Below are 18764 nucleotides of genomic sequence, written 5' to 3' on the forward strand. Positions count from 1 at the left end.
GGTGGATCGCGGAGACAGTGTAGGAGCAGAACGCCCCCGCGACCCACCGGTTCGCGTCGCCGCAGGTCAGGCCCGGTGTGTCCGGTAGAACTCCACCAGCCGGCGGGTCGAGGAGTCCTGTTCCGCCAGGGCGGCGTCGTCCCCGGACACGGCCGGGGCGACCTCCAGGGCCAGCTTCTTGCCGAGCTCGACGCCCCACTGGTCGAAGGAGTCGATGCCCCACACGACGCCCTGGACGAAGGTGATGTGCTCGTACAGCGCGACGAGCTGACCCAGGACGGACGGCGTGAGCGCCGGCGCCATGATCGAGGTCGTCGGACGGTTGCCGGAGAAGGTCCGGGCGCTGACCAGCTCCTCGGCGGTGCCCTCGGCCCGCACCTCGTCGGCCGTCTTGCCGAACGCGAGGGCCTTGGTCTGGGCGAAGAAGTTCGCCAGGAACAGCTCGTGCACGTCCGCGCCCGGCGCCACCGCCTTGCCGTCACCGACCGCGTCGACCAGCGGGTAGGCGGGGGTCGCGAACGCGACGAAGTCGGCCGGCACGGTCCGGGTGCCCTGGTGGATGAGCTGGTAGAAGGCGTGCTGGCCGTTCGTCCCCGGCTCGCCCCAGAAGACCTCGCCGGTCTGCGTCGTGACCGGCGACCCGTCCCAGCGCACCGACTTGCCGTTGGACTCCATCGTGAGCTGCTGCAGGTAGGCGGGGAAGCGGTGGAGCTGCTGGGCGTAGGGGAGCACCGCGTGGGTGTGGGCGCCGAGGAAGTTCGTGTACCAGACGTTGAGCAACCCCATCAGGGCGGGCACGTTCCGCTCGAGCGGCGTCGTGCGGAAGTGCTCGTCGACGGTGTGGAAGCCGGCGAGCAGCTCCCGGAAGACCTCCGGGCCGAAGGCGACGGCGAGCGAGGTGCCGATGGCGGAGTCGACCGAGTACCGACCGCCGACCCAGTCCCAGAAGCCGAACGCGTTGGCGGGGTCGATGCCGAACGCCTCGACCTTGTCCAGCGCGGTGGAGACGGCGACGAAGTGGGCGCGGACCGCGGCCTGCTTCGCGTCGTGGTCGTCCTCGATGGCGCCGACCGCGTGCAGACGCTCCCACAGCCAGGCCCGGGCCAGGCGGGCGTTGGTGAGGGTCTCCAGGGTGCCGAACGTCTTGGACGCCACGATGAACAGCGTCGTCTCGGGGTCCAGGTCGGCGGTCTTCTGCGCCAGGTCGGTGGGGTCGATGTTCGAGACGAACCGGACCTCGAGGTCCTCGCGCCCGTAGGGCTTGAGCGCCTCGTAGACCATGACCGGGCCGAGGTCGGAGCCGCCGATGCCGATGTTGACGACCGTCCGGACCGGCTTGCCGGTGACGCCGCTCCACTCCCCGGAGCGCACCTGCTCCGCGAACGCCCCCACCTTGTCGAGCTCACGGGCGACGTCGGCGTCCACGTCCTGGCCGTCGACGACGAGCGACGGCTGCGTCCCGGGGGCCCGGCGCAGCGCGGTGTGCAGCACGGCACGGTCCTCAGTCACGTTGATGTGCTCGCCGGTGAACATGGCCTCGATGCGTTCGGGCAGGTTCACCTCGTGCGCGAGACGGACGAGGAGGTCGAACGTCTCGTCGGTCGCCAGGTTCTTCGACAGGTCGACCAGCAGGTCCCCGGTGGTGTGGCTGAACCGCTCGGCGCGGCCGGGATCGGCGGCGAACCAGCCGCGCAGGTCCCCGCGGAACTCCTGGTGGTGGCGGAGCAGCTCGCCCCAGGCGGGCGTGGTGGTGGCGTCGACAGGAGAGGTCGTCATGAGGCCTACCGTAATGACCGCGACGAGCGTCTGCGCGCCCGGTCCGCGGTCCGGGAGGCCCGTGCCCACGGCGACGGCCCGTCCGGCCCTCGGTGGGTCGCGCCCGGAGGATGAGAGGACTCTCATGCTCGTCTCCGCGAGGTCTCATGCCGGCGCCGAAGGATGGTGCACGTCCGCAGGCAGCGGATGCCGGCACCGTTCGAGGGAGCAGCCATGAGACCGTCCGTGAAGAAGCGCTGGATCGTCGTCGGCACCGCCGCGGCCCTGGGCATGGGCGTCGCGGGCGCCGCCGCCGTCGGGACGAGCGACCAGGACGACCCGTCCGGGGGCGTCGACGCCGTCACGCTGGACGGCCCGGAGGAGGGCGCGACCGACGACTCGTCCGTCGACGAGTCGTCGGGCTCGACCGGTCCCGCGTCGACCGACGTCAGCGACCCGTCCCCGGAGTCCTCCGACTCTCCGCCCACCGCCGTCGACACCTCCGACTCGCCCGACGACCCCTCGACGCAGAGCGCCCGCAGCGCGGAGACCGCCTCGCCCTCCCCGCAGCACGTGCAGAGCGCGGACTCGGCCGATTCCGACGACTGAGCACCGTGCCGGTCCTGGTGGGGATCGCCGACCGGAGCGGTGAGCGCGCGCTCCGCGCCGGTTCTGGCGAGGATGGACCGATGGCACAGAGCGACCTGGACCTGTTGACGGGCGAGGAGGCGACCGAGCTCCTCGCGACCGCGGTCTCGACGGCGGGCGGCGAGCTCGTCGACTGGTCGGTCCGGCAGGTGGACCACCGCCCCGGACGGTCGACGACCGTCGCCTACCGGGCGCGCGTGCGGTGGGGCGAGGGCGTCGAGGCGGGGCGGGTGCGTACCGAGACGCTCGGGGCGTCGCTCGGCCGCCCGGGCGACCAGCAGGTCCCCGGTGTCCTGACCCTCGACGACGGCGAGCACGCCGTGGCCGTGTGGCGGTTCCCGGGCGATCCGGCGCTGCCGGCGCTGGCCACGGCCTACGACGCGGAGGCGGTCGCCACCCTGCTGGGCGACCTGGGCGTGCCCGAGGTCGCGCGGGGCCCCGTCACGCTGAGGGTCCGTGCCTACCGTCCCACGCGCCGCGCGGTCATCGAGGCGAGCACCCCCGGGGCCGGGGTCTTCCTCAAGGTCGTGCGCCCCGAGAAGGTGGACGACCTGCACGCCCGCCACGCGCTGCTCGCCGGCGCCGGGCTGCCGGTGCCGAAGCCGCTCGGACGCAGCGCCGACGGTCTGCTCGTCATCGCGCCCCTGTCCGGGGAGTCGATGCGGCACGCGGTCCGCGACGGGGGAGCGGTCCCGAGCGCCGCCGAGGTCGTCACCATGCTCGACCGGCTGCCGGACAGCGTCGCCGAGCTGCCGCTGCGCACCTCGTGGAGCGAGAACGCGGGCCACTACGCGTCGGTGATCGGCGCGGCGATGCCCGCGGAGGCCGACCGGGCACGGCACCTCGCCGAGACGATCGCGACCCGGATCGCCGGGCAGCGCCCGGACGAGCCGACGCACGGGGACCTGTACGAGGCCCAGGTCATGCTCGCCGACGGGCGCATCACGGGTCTCCTGGACGTCGACTCGGCCGGTCCGGGCCGGCGCGCCGACGACCTGGCGTGCCTGGTGGCGCACATCGAGACGCTGTCGTTGCTGCGCGGGTGGGACAACGAACGTCTGCACGCCCTGGCGCTCGAGTACGCGGCGGGTTTCGCCGGGCAGGTCGAGCCGGTGGAGCTGTCGGCGCGGATCGGCGGGGTGCTGCTGTCGCTGGCGACGGGGCCGCACCGGGTCCAGGAGGCGGACTGGCCGCTGCAGACCTCCCGGCGGCTGGACGCCGTCGAGCGATGGCTGGGCGGCGTGCCGGGGTGACCGGGCGCGGCCGGCGGCTCCGTCCGTCGGCGCTGCCGGTCCGCACCAAGGCGGTGCTCTCGGTGCTGCTGCTGTCCGCCCTCGGGCTGGCGGTGGCATGGGCGGTGACCGACACGATCCACGCCCGGGCGGTCCTCGAACGGATCGACGGCGAGCTCGACCAGGAGGTCGAGGAGTTCCGGGTCCTGGCCGAGCGGGGCGTGGACCCGGACACCGGGGAGGCCTTCAGCAGCGTGGAGCAGCTGCTGCGGGTGGCGATCGAGCGCAACGTGCCGGGCGCCGACGAGATGCTGGTGACCTTCGTCGGCGGCGACGCCGACCTGTACTCGCCGTCGTGGGCCTCCGCGGTGGTCGACGACCCGGACCTGGTGGGGCTGGTGGGCGACCTCGGACCGCAGGCCCGGAGCGCGGTCGAGGAACGGATCCCGACTGCCGTGGGTGAGATGCACGTGATCGCCGTCCCGGTGCAGGTCGCCGACGGCTCGGAGCACGGCACCTACGTCGTCGGCGTGGGGACGGATCTCGCGCTGGCCTCGCAGCAGGAGCTCCGCCGGACCTTCGCCCTGGTCTCGCTCGGCACGCTCGTCCTGGTCGGGGCGGTGGCGTGGTGGGTCGTGGGGCGGCTGCTGCGGCCGCTCGAGCTCCTCGCGGCGACGGCGCAGCGGGTCGGCGGCGACGACCTGACGCTGCGGGCCCCGGTGCACGGCGAGGACGACGTCGCCACGCTCGGCCGGGCCTTCAACACGATGCTGGACCGGGTGGCGGCGGCCTTCGACGCCCAACGGCAGTTCCTGGACGACGCCGGTCACGAGCTGCGCACCCCGTTGACGGTGCTGCGGGGACACCTGGAGCTGCTCGAGCCCGACGACCCGCACGACGTCGCCGAGACGCGAGCCCTGCTGCTGGACGAGACCGCGCGGATGAGCCGCATCGTCGAGGACCTCGTGCTGCTGGCGAAGTCCGAGCGCCCCGACTTCGTGCGGCTCGGCGAGGTCGACCTCGGGCCGCTGACCGACGACCTGCTGGACAAGGCGCGCGCCCTGGGGGACCGCGCCTGGCGGGTGGACGCCCGTGCCGAGGGGGTCGTGCCCGGCGACGAGCAGCGGCTCACCGAGGCGGTGCTGCAGCTTGCCGACAACGCGGTGAGGTTCTCCCGTCCCGGGACGCGGATCGCGGTCGGCAGTGCCGTCACCGGCTCGACCGCCCGCCTCTGGGTGCGGGACGAGGGGCCCGGTGTGGCACCGCAGGACCGCGAGCGCATCTTCGAGCGCTTCGTCCGGGTGGGCGACGCGGACGTCCCCGGGTCGGGGCTGGGCCTGGCGATCGTCGCCGCCGTCGCGCACGGGCACGGCGGGACCGTCACGGCGGAGGCCGGGTCCCCGGCGTCCGACGGCGTGGGGGAGCACGGGCTGCGTGTCACCGTGTCGTGGCCCGTCGCCGGCGGCCCGGTCGGCGGGGTCCAGGAGGGGACGGTCCGATGAGCAGGATCCTGGTGGCGGAGGACGAGGACCGCATCGCGCAGTTCGTCCGCAAGGGGCTGCGGGCCCACGGGTTCGTCCCGACCGTGGTCTCCGACGGCGCGTCGGCCGTCGAGCACGCGCTCAGCGGCGAGTACGACCTCATGGTGCTGGACATCGGGCTGCCGGAGGTCGACGGGTTCGAGGTGCTGTCCCGGCTGCGCGGCTCCGGGTCCACGATGCCCGTGGTCATCCTCACCGCCCGGGACTCCATCACCGACCGGGTCACCGGGCTCGAGGGCGGTGCGGACGACTACATGGCCAAGCCGTTCGGGTTCGAGGAGCTGCTGGCCCGCATCCGGCTGCGGCTGCGGGAGCCGGGACGCGCCGAGCGGGAGGTGCTGGAGCACGGCGGCCTCGGCCTCGACCTGGGGTCCCGCCGTGTGACGGTGGAGGGCCGGTCCGTCGACCTGTCGGCCCGGGAGTTCGCGCTGGCGGAGGTGTTCCTGCGCAACCCGGGACGGGTGCTCTCGCGCGAGCAGCTGCTGTCGCGGGTGTGGGGCTACGACTTCGACCCGGGGTCGAACGTGGTCGACGTGTACGTGCGCTACCTGCGCCGGAAGATCGGCACGGAGCGGATCGAGACGGTGCGGGGGATGGGCTACCGGCTCGTCTGACCCGTCGGGCGGGGGACCTCCGCCGCCTACCTCGCGGGCGGAGGGGGAGGGGCCGTGCTGCCGCGCACCACGAGCGAGGTCGGCAGGCGCAGGTGCTGGTCGCGGGGGGTGCCGTGGAGCAGGTCGAGCACCATGCGTAGCGCCTCGGCCCCCATCTGGTGCAGCGGCTGGGCGACGGTGGTGAGCGCCGGGGTGGTGGTCATCGACTCGGGGACGTTGTCGAAGCCGACGACGGACAGGTCCTCCGGCACGCGGATGCCGAGCTCGGCGGCGACCTCCATGAGGTGGATCGCGGAGAGGTCGTTGGCGGCGAAGACGGCGGTGGGCCGGGCGTCGCCGGTCGCGGTGAGCAGCTCGCGCGCGGGGGTGTCGGCGGTGTCGGGACGGTAGCCGCCCACCCGCACCAGGTCCGGGTCGACGTCGATGCCGGCGGCCTCGAGCGCCTGGCGGTAGCCGAGCTCGCGCAGCCGCGCGGACTGCAGGTCCGTGCGTCCGCCCAGGTGCGCGATGCGCCGGTGCCCGAGTCCCAGCAGGTGCTCGACGGCCTCGCGCGCACCGGTGACGTTGTCGGAGTCCACGGTGTGGGTGCCCTCGGGGCCGGTGTGCGGGTCGATGGCCACGACGGGGACCCCGTAGGCGCCCGACATCACCATGGTCGGGGTGACGACGATCGCGGCGTCGATGAGGGTGCCGGCGAGCCGGGACAGCGATCGGCGCTCCCACCCGCCGGGCACTCCGCCGTCGGACCCGCCGCTGTAGGCGAGCAGCTCGTAGCCGGTGCCGCCGACGGCTGACGAGATCCCCTTGAGCAGCTCGGTCGAGTAGGGCTCGAACTCGGCCACCAGCACGCCGACCACGTTGGTGGACTGGCGCCGCAGGCTGCGGGCGACGAGGGAGGACTCGTAGCCCAGCTCGGCCACGACGGCGAGGACGCGCTCCGCCGTCGACGAGGCGACCCCGTACCGGTTGTTGACGACCTTCGAGACGGTCGCGACCGACACGCCGGCGACGCGCGCGACGTCGGAGATCGTCACCCGTCCGGCGGGCGGGCTGGTCCTGGGACCCGCGGCGGACGGGTCGGCGGCGGTGCTCACAGGAAGACGGTATCCCGCGCAGCCCGGGGTGACGAGCCACGGAAGGCAGTGATGAAATCGTTATCGAAAACGTTTGACGAAAGCTGCGTCCGTCGGAAACGCTAGGGGCTGGCCACACCCGTGCAGGTGCGGGTTCAGGTGCCGTCGTGGGGAACACCCCCAGCGGTAGGCATTCTCGACGAGGAGGATCAGTCATGAAGATGCGTTCGCGAAGGTCGCTCGCGGTCACGGCCGCCCTGGTCATGGGCCTGGGCACGCTGACGGCCTGCGGAAGCGGTGACGAAGGCGGCTCCGCCGAGGAGGGCGGCCCGGTGACGCTCACCGTCTGGCACAACTCGACCACGGGCCCGGGCAAGCAGTACTGGGAGGACGCGACCGCGGCCTACACCGAGGAGCACCCGGACGTGGACTTCGAGATCCAGTCGATCCAGAACGAGGACATGGACGGCAAGCTCCAGACGGCCGTCAACTCCGGCGACATGCCCGACGTCTTCATGGCCCGCGGCGGGCAGAAGCTGGCGGACATCGTCGCCAGCGGCAACGTGAAGGACCTGACCGGCACGCTCAGCGACGAGGCCAAGGACACGATGGGCGCGGCGCTGTCCGCCTTCACCGTGGACGGGAAGAACTACGCGATGCCGCTCGCCGTCCTGCCCGGCGGCATGTTCTACTCCCAGGACCTCTACGACGAGGCCGGCGTCTCGGGCACCCCGACGACGATCGACGAGCTCGAGCAGGTCGACGCGCAGCTCAAGGACGCCGGCATCGAGCCGATCGCGCTCGGCGCGAAGGCCGCGTGGCCGGCCGCGCACTGGTTCTACTTCTTCGCCCTGCGCGAGTGCTCGCAGGAGACGATCGAGAGCCTGTCCACGTCCGCGGACTTCTCGGACGAGTGCTGGCTCCGGGCCGGCCAGGACCTCGAGGACTTCGCGGCCACCGAGCCGTTCCACGAGGGCTTCCTGACCACCGATCCGCAGGAGGGCGCGGGGTCGTCGGCCGGGCTGGTCGCGAACCACGAGGCCGCCATGGAGCTCATGGGTGGCTGGAACGTCGGTGTGATCGCCTCCCTCACCCCGGACCAGCAGCCGCTGGACGACCTCGGGTGGTTCCCGTTCCCCGAGGTCGAGGGTGGCGAGGGTGACCCGACGGCGATGATGGGCGGCGTCGACGGCTTCAGCTGCTCGCAGGACTCCCCGTCCGCGTGCGAGGACTTCCTGAACTTCATCGCGACGAAGGACCAGCAGGAGCAGTACGCCGAGGCGTACCAGACCATCCCGGCCAACCAGGACGCCCAGGAGGTCGTCGAGGACCCGGCGCTCCAGCCGATCATGGAGGCCTACAACGACGCCGCCTACGTCAGCACCTGGATGGACACCGTCCTGGGCCAGAACGTCGGCAACGCGCTGAACACGGCCGTCGTGGAGCTGCTGGCCGGTCAGGGTGACGCCGCGGGCATCGTCTCGACCATGGAGACGGCCGCCTCGCGCGGGTGATCGCACCGATGTCCGACTCACAGGTCATGGCGCCTGAGGGTCCCTCGGCCGCAGGGGGCGGCAGCACGCCGCCCCCTGCGGCACAGCCGGCGGCCGAGCCGTCGCGGCGAGGGGCCGACTGGCGCAAACGTGCAGAGATCACGCTCCTCACCGGCCCCGCGATCCTCGTCTTCCTGACGTTCGTCATCGTGCCGGTGCTCATGGCGGCCTACTACGGATTCTTCCGCTGGAAGGGCTTCGGCCCGCCGACGGACTTCGCCGGCCTGCAGAACTACGTCTCGATCCTGACGGATCCCACGTTCCAGGACGCGGTCCGCCACAACTTCATCATCGTGGTCCTGTCCTTGGTCATCCAGGGCCCGGTGGCCATCCTGTTCGCGCTGCTGATGAACCAGAAGATCCGCGGGCGGTCCGTCATCCGCATGCTGATCTTCGTCCCCTACGTGATCTCCGAGGTCATCGTCGGCACGGGTTGGGCGCTGATGATGTCCGACACCGGAGCGGTGAACACGGTCCTGGCCAAGATCGGTCTGGAGAACCTGCAGCAGAGCTGGCTCGCCGACCCGAACATCGCCATGGGCACCCTCATGCTCATCCTCACGTGGAAGTACGTCGGCTTCGCGGTCATCCTCATGCTGGCCGGTCTGCAGTCCATCCCGGAGGAGCTGTACGAGGCCGCCGCCATCGACGGCGCCTCGTTCTGGCAGCAGCAGTTCCGCATCACGCTGCCGCTGCTCGGACCGACGATCCGCATCTGGGCGTTCCTGTCGATGATCGGGGCGCTGCAGCTGTTCGACCTGGTCAACATCATCTGGGGGCAGTACGTCGCCGCCACGGCGGGCACGTCGACGATGGCGACCTACATGTACCTCAACGGTCACCTGGCGGGGAACTACGGGTTCGGTAGTGCCGTCGCCGTGGTGCTGTTCATGATCTCCCTGGTCGTCGCGCTGTTCTACCAGCGCTTCGTGCTCCGCCGCGACACCGAGGGCGCGGTGACCGGAAACTCAGGCCGGAAGAGGAGGAAGAAGTGAGCGCCTCGACCGTTTCGCCCACTCGCCCGCAGACGTCGCCGCAGGTCCTGCGCCACTCCACGGCGTTCGCGTGGGGCAGCCCGGCCACCTACCTCATCGCCGTCGTGCTCATCGCGGCGTGCATGGGACCGGTCCTGTACATCGTGCTCGGCGGCTTCCGCACGAACTCGCAGATCACCGAGGACCCGTCCGGGCTGCCGTCGCCGTGGGTCACCACGAACTACACCGACGTCCTGGCCAGCAGCGAGTTCTGGGTCGCCATGGTGAACTCGACGATCTCCGCGCTCGCGACGACGGTCGGCACCGTCGTCCTGGGCGTCATGGCGTCGTTCGTCATCGCCCGGTACGACTTCGTCGGCAAGGGAGCCATGTACTCCCTGTTCGCCGCCGGGCTGATGTTCCCCATGACCGTGGCGATCACGCCGCTGTACCTGATGGTGCGCATGCTGGGCCTGACGAACTCGCTGATGGGCATCATCCTTCCGCAGATCGCGTTCGCTCTGCCGGTGACGATCATCATCCTGGTGCCGTTCCTGCGGGCGATCCCTCAGGAGCTCGAGGAAGCGGCGAGCATCGACGGGGCGAGCCGCCTCGGATTCTTCTGGCGGATGGTCGTCCCGCTGTCGATGCCCGGCGTGATCACCGTCGGCATCCTGGCGTTCATCAACGCCTGGAACAACTACATGCTGCCCCTGTTCATCCTCAGCGACCCCGCGACGTTCACCCTCCCGCTGGGCGTGGCGAACTTCGCGTCGCAGTACTCGGTGGACACCGCCCGGGTGCTGGCGTTCACCTCGCTGTCGATGATCCCGGCGCTGCTGTTCTTCACGCTCTTCGAGAAGCGGATCGTCGGCGGACTGACCGGCGCGATCAAGGGCTGAGCCCGGCCCGCGAGGACGACGTCCCGGCGACGCCCCGACGTCGTCCTCGCACCCCGTCCTGTGGAGGTGGACTTCCGTGTCGCTCGTACGCAACCCCGTCCTGCCGGGCTGCTATCCCGACCCCAGCGTGTGCCGGGTGGGGCAGTGGTACTACCTGGTCTGCTCGACCTTCGAGTACCTGCCCGGACTCCCCGTCATGCGCTCGCGTGACCTCGTCACGTGGGAGACGGTCGGTCACGTCGTCGACCGTGAGGGCATGCTCGACCTGGGAGGTATCCGCTCGTCCGGGGGCCTCTACGCTCCGACGATCCGTCACGACGGCGAGCGGTTCTGGGTCGTGTGCACGCTCGTGGACCAGAACGACGACCAGCGGGGCGGCAACTTCGTGTGCCTCGCGGACGACGCGGCAGGACCGTGGTCGGACCCGATCTGGCTCGACGAGCGCGGCATCGACCCGTCGCTGTTCTTCGACGACGACGGGCGGGTCTGGATGCACGGCACCCGTCTGGTCGATCCGGACCGCGCGGAATGGCACGACCAGACCGAGGTGTGGATCCGGGAGCTCGACCGCACGTCGATGAAGCTCACCGGGCCCGAGCATCTCGTCTGGAACGGTGCGCTCACGAACGCCGTCTGGGCCGAGGGGCCGCACCTGTACAAGGTCGACGGCACGTACTACCTGCTCGCGGCGGAGGCCGGGACGGAGTTCCACCACGCGGTCTCGGTCGCTCGCGCCGAACGCGTGACCGGTCCGTACGTCGGGAACGCGGGCAACCCGGTGCTGACCCACCGACATCTGGGCAGGCGCCACCCGGTCGTGGGTGTCGGGCACGCCGATCTCGTGGAGACGCCCGACGGCGACTGGTTCGCCGTGCTGCTCGCCATGCGTACCTACGGGGGGTACCACTACCCCCTGGGCCGGGAGACGTTCCTCGTGCCGGTGGTGTGGGAGGACGGGTGGCCGGTCTTCGCGCCGGGAGTCGGCATGGTGCCTCGCGAGGTCGAGGTACCGGGTTCGTCGGCGGCCCCCTCGGGATGGAACCCCGGGGGCCGGCCCGGAGTCGTCGCCCCGTCGGACCGGCGGTGGACGGCGCTGCGTGCCCTGCCCGCCACCGTCGCCGCGCCGGACGGCGACGGGTGGCACCTCCCGGTCCGGGCGGACGGCCTCGGCGAGCCGGGCGTGCCGGCTTTCGTCGGGCTTCGCCAGCAGCACCAGGACGTCGACGTCACGCTCGAGCTGGACGTCGCCGCGTTGCAGGTCGGCGAACGAGCAGGGCTCGTGCTCCGGCAGTCCGAGCAGGACCACGTGACGCTCGACGTCACGCCGGAGGGCGGCCGGCTCGTCGTCCGCGCCCGCCGACGTGCCGGTGCCGACGGCGAGGGCGTCCCGGGGCGTGCCGACCCCCGGGCGGACGCCCTCCCGGGCAGCGGTGAGCCGATGGGCCACGCCTCCGTCGCCGCCGACGCCGGACGGATCGTGCTGGGCATGAGGGCACGGGGCACCGACGTCGACCTGTTCCACAGGTCACCGACGCCGGACGGCCCCGGGCGTGAGCACCACGTCGCGACCGCCGATGCGCGCTGGCTCGACACGGTCACCACCGGCGGATTCCTCGGACTGTGGATCGGTGCGTTCGCCACCAGCGACGGGAGACCGGCCGCAGGGTCGGTACGCGTCCGGCTCGCCTATCACCCCGCGGGAGGGAGCATCCCGCGCCACCAGACCACCACCACGTCGCTCTCGACGCACGACGCCGCCGCAGGCAGCCTCGAGTCCGAGCTCGTGTCCACCGAAGGAGACCGACCGTGACCCACGTCCAGCCGAACGCTCAGGGCAGGTCGGACACCGTCGCCGACACCGCGGGCCCGGGCACGCCCGGCGCGGCGCCGCACGCCTCCGACCGGGTCGTGGCGCTGCACGCGCGGATGAGCCTCGAGGAGAAGGTGGCCCAGCTCGCGGGCTACTGGCTCGACCAGGGCGGCGACGTCGTGGCCCCCCTGCAGGACGAGATGGCGGCCGGGCAGGCCGGGGCCGACCGGCTCGGCGACGTCACCCGGCACGGCATCGGTCACTACACCCGGGTGTACGGCACCCGGCCGGTCGACCCCGTGGAGCGTGCCCGGTGGTTGTGGGGCGAGCAGCGGCGCCTGCGCGCCGAGACCCGGCTGGGCATCCCCGCGCTGGTGCACGAGGAGTGCCTGACCGGGCTGGCGGCCTGGCAGGCCGCCACGTTCCCGACGCCGCTGGCCTGGGGTGCCGCCTTCGATCCCGAGCTCGTGGCGGAGATGGGCGCCCTGATCGGCGAGTCCATGCGCTCCCTCGGCATCCACCAGGGCCTGGCACCCGTGCTCGACGTGATCCGGGACCCGCGCTGGGGGCGCGTCGACGAGTGCATCGCCGAGGACCCGTACCTGGTCGGCACCGTCGGCACGGCCTACGTCCGCGGCCTGCAGGGAGCAGGGGTGCACGCCACCCTCAAGCACTTCGTCGGGTACAGCGGGTCGCGGGCCGGACGCAACCACGCACCGGTCTCGGCCGGTCCGCGCGAGATCGCCGACGTCTACCTGCCGCCGTTCGAGATGGCGGTGCGTGACGGCGGCGTCCGGTCGGTCATGGCGTCCTACAACGACATCGACGGCGTGCCGCTGCACTCCTCGGACGAGTACCTCACCGGGGTCCTGCGGGACCGGTGGGGGTTCGACGGCGTGGTCGTCGCGGACTACTTCGGGGTCGCGTTCCTGGAGGTCATGCACGGGGTGGCCGCCGACCGCGGCGAGGCCGCGGCGACGGCGCTCGCGGCCGGGGTGGACGTCGAGCTGCCCACCGGCGACGCGTTCCTCGACCCGCTGACGGCCGCGGTGCGCGACGGCCGTGTCGACGAGGCTCTCGTCGACCGGGCGGTGCTCCGCGTCCTGGCGCAGAAGGACCGGCTGGGACTGCTCGAGCCCGACGCGTTCGCCGACGAGCCGCCCGCCGACGTCGACCTCGACTCTCCACGCCACCGTGAGGTGGCGCGGCGGCTGGCCGAGGAGTCGGTGGTGCTGCTGTCCAACGACGGCGTGCTGCCGCTGGGCCGCTGGACCAAGGCGCCCGGACGGGTCGCGGTCGTCGGCCCGAACGCGGCCCGCGCCGACGCGCTGATGGGCTGCTACTCGTTCGCCAACCACGTGCTCGCCCACCACCCCGAGCACCCGCTCGGGTTCGAGATCCCCACCGTGCTCGAGTCCGTCGGCAACGCCTTCACCGCCGCCGGGGCGGCTCGTCCGGAGGTCGTGCACGCCCGCGGTTGCGACGTCGCGGGAGAGGACACCTCGGGGTTCGCCGACGCGGTGGCCGCGGCGTCCTCGGCCGACGTGGCCGTGGTCGTGGTCGGGGACCAGGCAGGGCTGTTCGGCCGGGGCACCGTCGGGGAGGGCAACGACGTCGAGTCGCTGGACCTGCCCGGCGTGCAGCGGGAGCTGGTCGAGGCCGTGGTCGCCACCGGGACCCCGGTGGTCATGGTGGTCCTGTCCGGTCGGCCCTACGCGATCGACTGGGCGCTGGACGGTGACCGCGGTCCCGCGGCCGTCGTGCAGGCGTTCTTCCCCGGCGAGGAGGGCGGTCCCGCCGTCGCCGGGGTGCTGACCGGTGCGGTCACCCCGTCCGGACGGCTCCCGGTGTCGTTGCCGCGGTCGGCCGGGGCGCAGCCGTACTCCTACCTGCACCCCGTGCTCGGTGGCCCGAGCGACGTCACCTCCACGGACTCCACGCCGTTGCGGCCGTTCGGGTTCGGGCTGTCGTACACGACGTTCGAGTACAGCGAGCTCCGGGTGGACCCGGCCGTGGCCACCGCCGGGACGCTGTCCGCCACCGTACGGGTCACGAACACCGGGGACGTGGCAGGTGCCGACGTCGTGCAGCTCTACGGCCACGACCTCGTCGGGTCGGTCGCTCGGCCCGTGGCCCAGCTGCTGGCGTACCGACGGGTGGCGCTCGCGCCGGGGGAGTCGGTCGAGGTCGCCTTCTCGGTGCCGACGGCCCGGTTCGCGTTCAGCGACCGGCGTCTGGACCGGGTGGTCGAGCCGGGAGCGGTGGACGTCTGGGTCGGGTCGCACGCCGCTGCCGTGGCGGGCGAGGCCGGTGACCTGCGGCACGTGACGGGCGGTGCGATCCGGAACGAGCGGGTCGCCGCCAAGCGTCAGGTGCCCGGGACGGCGACACCCCGGGCCCGCGTGGACCTCACGGGTCCGCTGCACGCGGTGACCGGTGCCGACGCCCGGGTCGCGACCGCCGTGGTGGTGCGCGAGCCCTGACCCGCGGGTCAGGACAGAATCTGCCGGGTCAGGACCGATTCGCGCGAGGCAGGACGTGGCAGAGTGGACGGATGCGGATCGACATCTGGCTGTGGGCGGTCCGGCTCTTCAAGAGCCGGTCGGTCGCGGCCTCGACGCTGCGCTCCGGCAAGGTGCGCGTCAACGGCACCGTCGCCAAGCCGGCCACGCAGGTCCAGGTCGGCGACCGCGTGACCTGGCAGGACCCGCTGCGCCAGCGCATCGTCGTGGTGCGCGAGCTGCTGCCCAAGCGCGTCGGCGCACCGCTGGCGGTCAAGGCCTACGAGGACCAGAGCCCGCCGGTGCCGACGCGTGCGGAGCGGGCCGCGGTCGGCCTGCGGGAGCGGGGTGCCGGCCGGCCCACCAAGAAGGAGAGGCGCGAGATCGACAGGCTCCGGGGAGGACGGCGGTAGTCCGGCCGTCCTGACTCGTGGGGGCTGGTCCTGACCCGGCGTATTTGGTCCTGACCCGCGCGGATCGGTGCTGACCCGGCGCGGTCAGAGCCGGTGCAGCAGCGCGATCAGCTCGTCGGCCATCTCGAGCTTGCGCGCCAGGTCGGCCCGCCGTTCCTCCGCCGCGGTCACGTAGCCGGCGAGCCGGTCCCGGGCGGCAGGACGCTCGTCCGGGTCCACGGCCTCGGCACCGAGCGTGTCGGCGACCCGCAGCAGGTCCGACATCTCCTCCAGGGAGAACCCCAGCGGCTTCATGCGGCGGATCAGCAGCAGCCGCTCGACGTCGGCGTCGGTGTAGAGCCGGAACCCGCCCTCGGACCGTGCCGAGGGGCGCAGCAGCCCGACCTCGTCGTAGTGGCGCAGCGTGCGCAACGACAGGCCCGTCCGCTCGGCGACGGCCCCGATGTGATGCATGGCCGGATCGTGAGACACGAGGATGAACTCTACCCTCACGTGAGGGTAGAGTTGCCCCGTCGCGGGCCGACGTGCGTCCGGCGCCGTCGGTCGCGACACCCGAATCCTTCGCGCGACGCCGCGCCCCTTGAGCCCTGTCCCCGGCCGGGAGCCCGTCGTCGAGCGGTCCCTCTCGGTCTGCCGTGCGCCCACGGCGCCACCGAACCGAGAGGAAGCCTCCGCGTGTCGACCGACCTGCGTGCCTCCCTGCCCGACCCGGCCCCCGAGCCCCAGCCCGTCACCGGCGCCCCCGAGGCGACCTCGTCCGGCTCCTTCCGGGCCGCCTTCAGCTCGATGACGCGGCTGCGCACCGAGGTGCTCGCCGGGCTCGTCGTGGCGCTGGCGCTCATCCCCGAGGCCATCGCGTTCTCGATCATCGCGGGCGTGGACCCCAAGATCGGGCTGTTCGCCTCGTTCACGATGGCCGTCACCATCGCGTTCGTCGGCGGCCGGCCGGCGATGATCTCCGCCGCCACCGGTGCCATCGCCCTGGTCATCGCCCCGGTCGTGCGCGACCACGGGCTGGACTACCTCATCGCCACCGTGATCCTCGGCGGGGTGATCCAGGTCGTGCTCGGCCTGATCGGCGTCGCGCGGCTCATGCGGTTCATCCCCCGCTCGGTGATGGTCGGGTTCGTCAACGCCCTCGCGATCCTCATCTTCACCTCGCAGATCCCGCACCTGTTCGGCGACGCGGTGCCCTCCGACCAGCGCTGGACGGTCTTCGCGCTCGTGGCCGCCGGCCTCGCGATCATGGTGTTCTTCCCCCGGCTGACCAAGGTCGTCCCGGCGCCGCTGGTCGCCATCGTGCTCCTGACGATCCTCACCGTCGTCGCGGCGATCGCGGTGCCCACCGTCGGCGACCAGGGCGACCTGCCCGACTCCCTGCCGGCGCTGTTCTTCCCGGACGTCCCGCTGACCCTGGAGACGCTGCAGATCATCGCGCCCTACGCGTTCGCCATGGCGCTGGTCGGGATCATCGAGTCGCTGCTGACCGCCAAGCTCGTCGACGACGTCACCGACACCCACTCGAACAAGACCCGCGAGACGTGGGGCCAGGGAGTGGCCAACCTCGTCACCGGGTTCTTCGGCGGGATGGGCGGCTGCGCCATGATCGGCCAGACGATGATCAACGTGAAGGTCTCCGGCGCGCGCACCCGGCTGTCGACCTTCCTGGCCGGCATCTTCCTGCTGATCCTCGTCGTCACCCTCGGTGACGTCGTGTCGGTCATCCCGATGGCGGCCCTCGTGGCCGTGATGATCATGGTCTCGGTGGCCACGTTCGACTGGCACTCGGTCCACCCCTCGACCCTGCGCAACATGCCGTGGGCCGAGACGGGCGTCATGCTCTCGACGGTCGTCGTCACCGTGTGGACGCACAACCTCGCCTACGGCGTGGTGGCCGGTGTGGTGGTCGCGGCCGTGCTGTTCGCCCAGCGGGTCGCGCACCTGACGACGGTCACCCGGCTGGACGCCTCCGACGAGGACGGCGAGCGCGTCTACGCCGTCGACGGCGAGCTGTTCTTCGCCTCGTCGAACGACCTCGTCTACCAGTTCGACTACTCCGGCGACGAGCAGCGCGTGATCATCGACATGTCCAACGCCCACATCTGGGACGCCTCGACCGTCGCCGCGCTCGACGCCGTCGAGCACAAGTACGCCGTGCACGGCAAGACCGTGGAGTTCCGCGGGCTCAACGACGACAGCCGGGAGCGGCTGGACCGCCTCGCCGGCAAGCTCGGCGCGGAGCACTGAGCCGCCGCTCGGCCGGCGGGGGCGACCGGCGCTAGGGTCGCCGACATGGTGAGCGATCGGATCCGCGCCCTGCTGGCCGAGCACCCCGTGGCCGACGGGCACAACGACCTGGCCTGGGAGGCCCGCGAGCAGGTCGGCTACGACTGGGACCTGCTCGACATCGCGGGGCCGACGGCGGACCGCACCCACACGGACATCCCCCGGCTGCGAGCCGGGGGAGTGGGGGCGCAGTTCTGGTCGGTCTACGTGCCGACCACCATCCCCGGGGCGGACGCCGTGGTGGCGACGCTGGAGCAGATCGACGGCGTGCACCGCATGGTCGAGCGGTACCCGGACCAGCTGCAGCTCGCCACGACCGCCGCGGAGGTCGAGGACGCCTGGTCCCACGGGCGCATCGCGAGCCTGCTGGGCGCCGAGGGCGGGCACTCGATCGACGGCTCCCTCGGCGTGCTGCGCATGTTCCACGAGCTCGGCGTGCGGTACATGACGCTGACCCACAACGACTCCACGCCGTGGGCGGACTCCGCCACGGACGAGCCGAGCGAGCACGGCGGCCTGAACGACTTCGGCCGCGAGGTCGTGCGCGAGATGAACCGCCTCGGCATGCTCGTCGACCTCTCGCACGTCGCCGCGGGCACCATGCACGCCGCGCTCGACGTCACGACGGCGCCGGTGGTCTTCTCCCACTCGAGCGCCCGCGCCGTCTGCGACGTGCCGCGCAACGTGCCGGACGACGTCCTGGGCCGGCTGGCGGGCAACGGTGGCGTCTGCATGGTCACCTTCGTGCCGCACTTCGTCACGCCGGCGGTGGCGGAGTGGAAGGACGAGGCCGCCGCGGCCGCCGCCGAGCAGGGGATCCGCGCGACCGACTACCTGGCGTTCAGCGCGTTCCTCGCGGACTGGCGCGAGACCCGGCCCGCACCGCCCACGCGCCTGGCCGACGTCGTCGCCCACGTCGAGCACGTGCGCGAGGTGGCCGGCGTCGAGCACGTCGGCCTCGGCGGGGACTACGACGGTGCCAGCGGGTTCGCCCCCGAGCTCGCGGACGTGTCCGGCTACCCGGCGCTGCTGGAGGCGCTGGCCGAGCGAGGTTGGTCCGACGCGGACCTCGGCCGCCTCACCAGCGGCAACGTGCTGCGCGTGCTCCGCGACGCGGAGCGCTGACCGCGCACTCCCGTCGCGGGGGCACGCGGGACGGACGACTCAGACGCCGAGCGTCCGGCGCGACCAGGAGATGCCGAGCGCCTGCAGGACGGTCCCGGGCTCGCGCGCGGTGGCCTCCGAGTAGGCCCGCAGGGACAGCACCGACGCCGTGAGCATCGTGGTCATCACCTGGCGCGCCAGGTGCGCGTCCTGGCTGGCCTCGTCGAGCAGCTCCTGGACGATGGTGGAGCGGATCCCCAGGTCCGGTTCGGAACAGGCGGTCAGCAGTGCGATCGTCATGGCTCCGGCGTCGTTCTGCATGAGGTACCCCCAGGTCGTCGACGCTGACCCTCCCGGT

The 18764-nt window shown here is 72.3% G+C and carries 16 protein-coding genes; 12 read left to right on the forward strand and 4 right to left on the reverse strand.

Translation table 11 applies throughout. From position 1 onward, the window contains the following. Nucleotides 1-66: 66 nt before the first annotated feature. Nucleotides 67-1776, reverse strand: coding sequence for a glucose-6-phosphate isomerase (pgi, locus tag Q6347_RS11615; protein ID WP_304607427.1), 1710 nt, complete (start codon nt 1774-1776; stop codon nt 67-69). A gap of 213 nt (nt 1777-1989) precedes the next feature. On the opposite strand from pgi, the gene Q6347_RS11620 reads away from it, so the two are divergent. The 4 genes from Q6347_RS11620 (at nt 1990) to Q6347_RS11635 (ending at nt 5790) form a co-directional block, all read left to right on the forward strand. Then, entirely contained in the window at nt 1990-2364 is a 375-nt protein-coding gene (locus Q6347_RS11620; protein WP_304607428.1) for a hypothetical protein, read from the forward strand. 80 nt (nt 2365-2444) lie between these two features. Further along, nucleotides 2445-3656 carry a phosphotransferase gene (locus tag Q6347_RS11625; protein WP_304607429.1) on the forward strand — a complete coding sequence of 404 codons (1212 nt, stop codon included), beginning with the start codon at nt 2445-2447 and terminating at the stop codon, nt 3654-3656. Beyond that, complete coding sequence (locus tag Q6347_RS11630) at nt 3632-5137, forward strand: cell wall metabolism sensor histidine kinase WalK (RefSeq protein ID WP_304607430.1); 1506 nt, start codon at nt 3632-3634, stop codon at nt 5135-5137. Before Q6347_RS11625 ends, Q6347_RS11630 begins: the two co-directional genes overlap by 25 nt. Continuing rightward, entirely contained in the window at nt 5134-5790 is a 657-nt protein-coding gene (locus Q6347_RS11635) for a response regulator transcription factor (RefSeq protein WP_304604608.1), read from the forward strand. The genes Q6347_RS11630 and Q6347_RS11635 overlap by 4 nt, the downstream gene beginning before the upstream one ends. A gap of 26 nt (nt 5791-5816) precedes the next feature. On the opposite strand, the gene Q6347_RS11640 is transcribed toward Q6347_RS11635, so the two are convergent. Next, nucleotides 5817-6884 carry a LacI family DNA-binding transcriptional regulator gene (locus tag Q6347_RS11640; RefSeq protein ID WP_304607431.1) on the reverse strand — a complete coding sequence of 356 codons (1068 nt, stop codon included), beginning with the start codon at nt 6882-6884 and terminating at the stop codon, nt 5817-5819. A gap of 200 nt (nt 6885-7084) precedes the next feature. On the opposite strand from Q6347_RS11640, the gene Q6347_RS11645 reads away from it, so the two are divergent. From Q6347_RS11645 to Q6347_RS11670, 6 genes are all read left to right on the forward strand, one after another. Next, nucleotides 7085-8377, forward strand: a complete 1293-nt coding sequence (locus Q6347_RS11645) for an ABC transporter substrate-binding protein (protein WP_304604630.1) — start codon at nt 7085-7087, stop codon at nt 8375-8377. Nucleotides 8378-8385: 8 nt separating this feature from the next. Continuing rightward, complete coding sequence (locus Q6347_RS11650) at nt 8386-9411, forward strand: carbohydrate ABC transporter permease (protein WP_304604606.1); 1026 nt, start codon at nt 8386-8388, stop codon at nt 9409-9411. After that, the gene (locus Q6347_RS11655) at nt 9408-10292 is read left to right on the forward strand and encodes a carbohydrate ABC transporter permease (RefSeq protein ID WP_369810849.1); all 885 of its coding nucleotides are present in this window, start codon (nt 9408-9410) and stop codon (nt 10290-10292) included. The genes Q6347_RS11650 and Q6347_RS11655 overlap by 4 nt, the downstream gene beginning before the upstream one ends. A gap of 76 nt (nt 10293-10368) precedes the next feature. After that, nucleotides 10369-12102, forward strand: coding sequence for a glycoside hydrolase family 43 protein (locus tag Q6347_RS11660; RefSeq protein WP_304607432.1), 1734 nt, complete (start codon nt 10369-10371; stop codon nt 12100-12102). Between the two features lie 116 nt (nt 12103-12218). After that, on the forward strand, nt 12219-14585 hold the full coding sequence (locus tag Q6347_RS11665) for a glycoside hydrolase family 3 N-terminal domain-containing protein (protein WP_304607622.1): 2367 nt from the start codon (nt 12219-12221) through the stop codon (nt 14583-14585). Nucleotides 14586-14656: 71 nt separating this feature from the next. Beyond that, complete coding sequence (locus Q6347_RS11670) at nt 14657-15016, forward strand: RNA-binding S4 domain-containing protein (RefSeq protein WP_171248383.1); 360 nt, start codon at nt 14657-14659, stop codon at nt 15014-15016. A gap of 84 nt (nt 15017-15100) precedes the next feature. On the opposite strand, the gene Q6347_RS11675 is transcribed toward Q6347_RS11670, so the two are convergent. Then, complete coding sequence (locus Q6347_RS11675) at nt 15101-15469, reverse strand: MerR family transcriptional regulator (RefSeq protein ID WP_171248382.1); 369 nt, start codon at nt 15467-15469, stop codon at nt 15101-15103. Between the two features lie 222 nt (nt 15470-15691). On the opposite strand from Q6347_RS11675, the gene Q6347_RS11680 reads away from it, so the two are divergent. Together Q6347_RS11680 and Q6347_RS11685 are read left to right on the forward strand one after the other, a co-directional pair. Next, nucleotides 15692-17263, forward strand: a complete 1572-nt coding sequence (locus Q6347_RS11680) for a SulP family inorganic anion transporter (RefSeq protein WP_369810850.1) — start codon at nt 15692-15694, stop codon at nt 17261-17263. Nucleotides 17264-17308: 45 nt separating this feature from the next. Next, the gene (locus Q6347_RS11685) at nt 17309-18427 is read left to right on the forward strand and encodes a dipeptidase (RefSeq protein WP_304607433.1); all 1119 of its coding nucleotides are present in this window, start codon (nt 17309-17311) and stop codon (nt 18425-18427) included. Between the two features lie 39 nt (nt 18428-18466). Here the strand turns inward: Q6347_RS11685 and Q6347_RS11690 are convergent, their stop codons facing one another. Next, nucleotides 18467-18706 carry a hypothetical protein gene (locus tag Q6347_RS11690; RefSeq protein ID WP_246246830.1) on the reverse strand — a complete coding sequence of 80 codons (240 nt, stop codon included), beginning with the start codon at nt 18704-18706 and terminating at the stop codon, nt 18467-18469. Nucleotides 18707-18764 lie beyond the last annotated feature (58 nt).

Origin of the sequence: Isoptericola sp. b408, from assembly GCF_030588085.1 — a bacterium.
Classification (GTDB): Bacteria; Actinomycetota; Actinomycetes; order Actinomycetales; family Cellulomonadaceae; genus Isoptericola; species Isoptericola sediminis.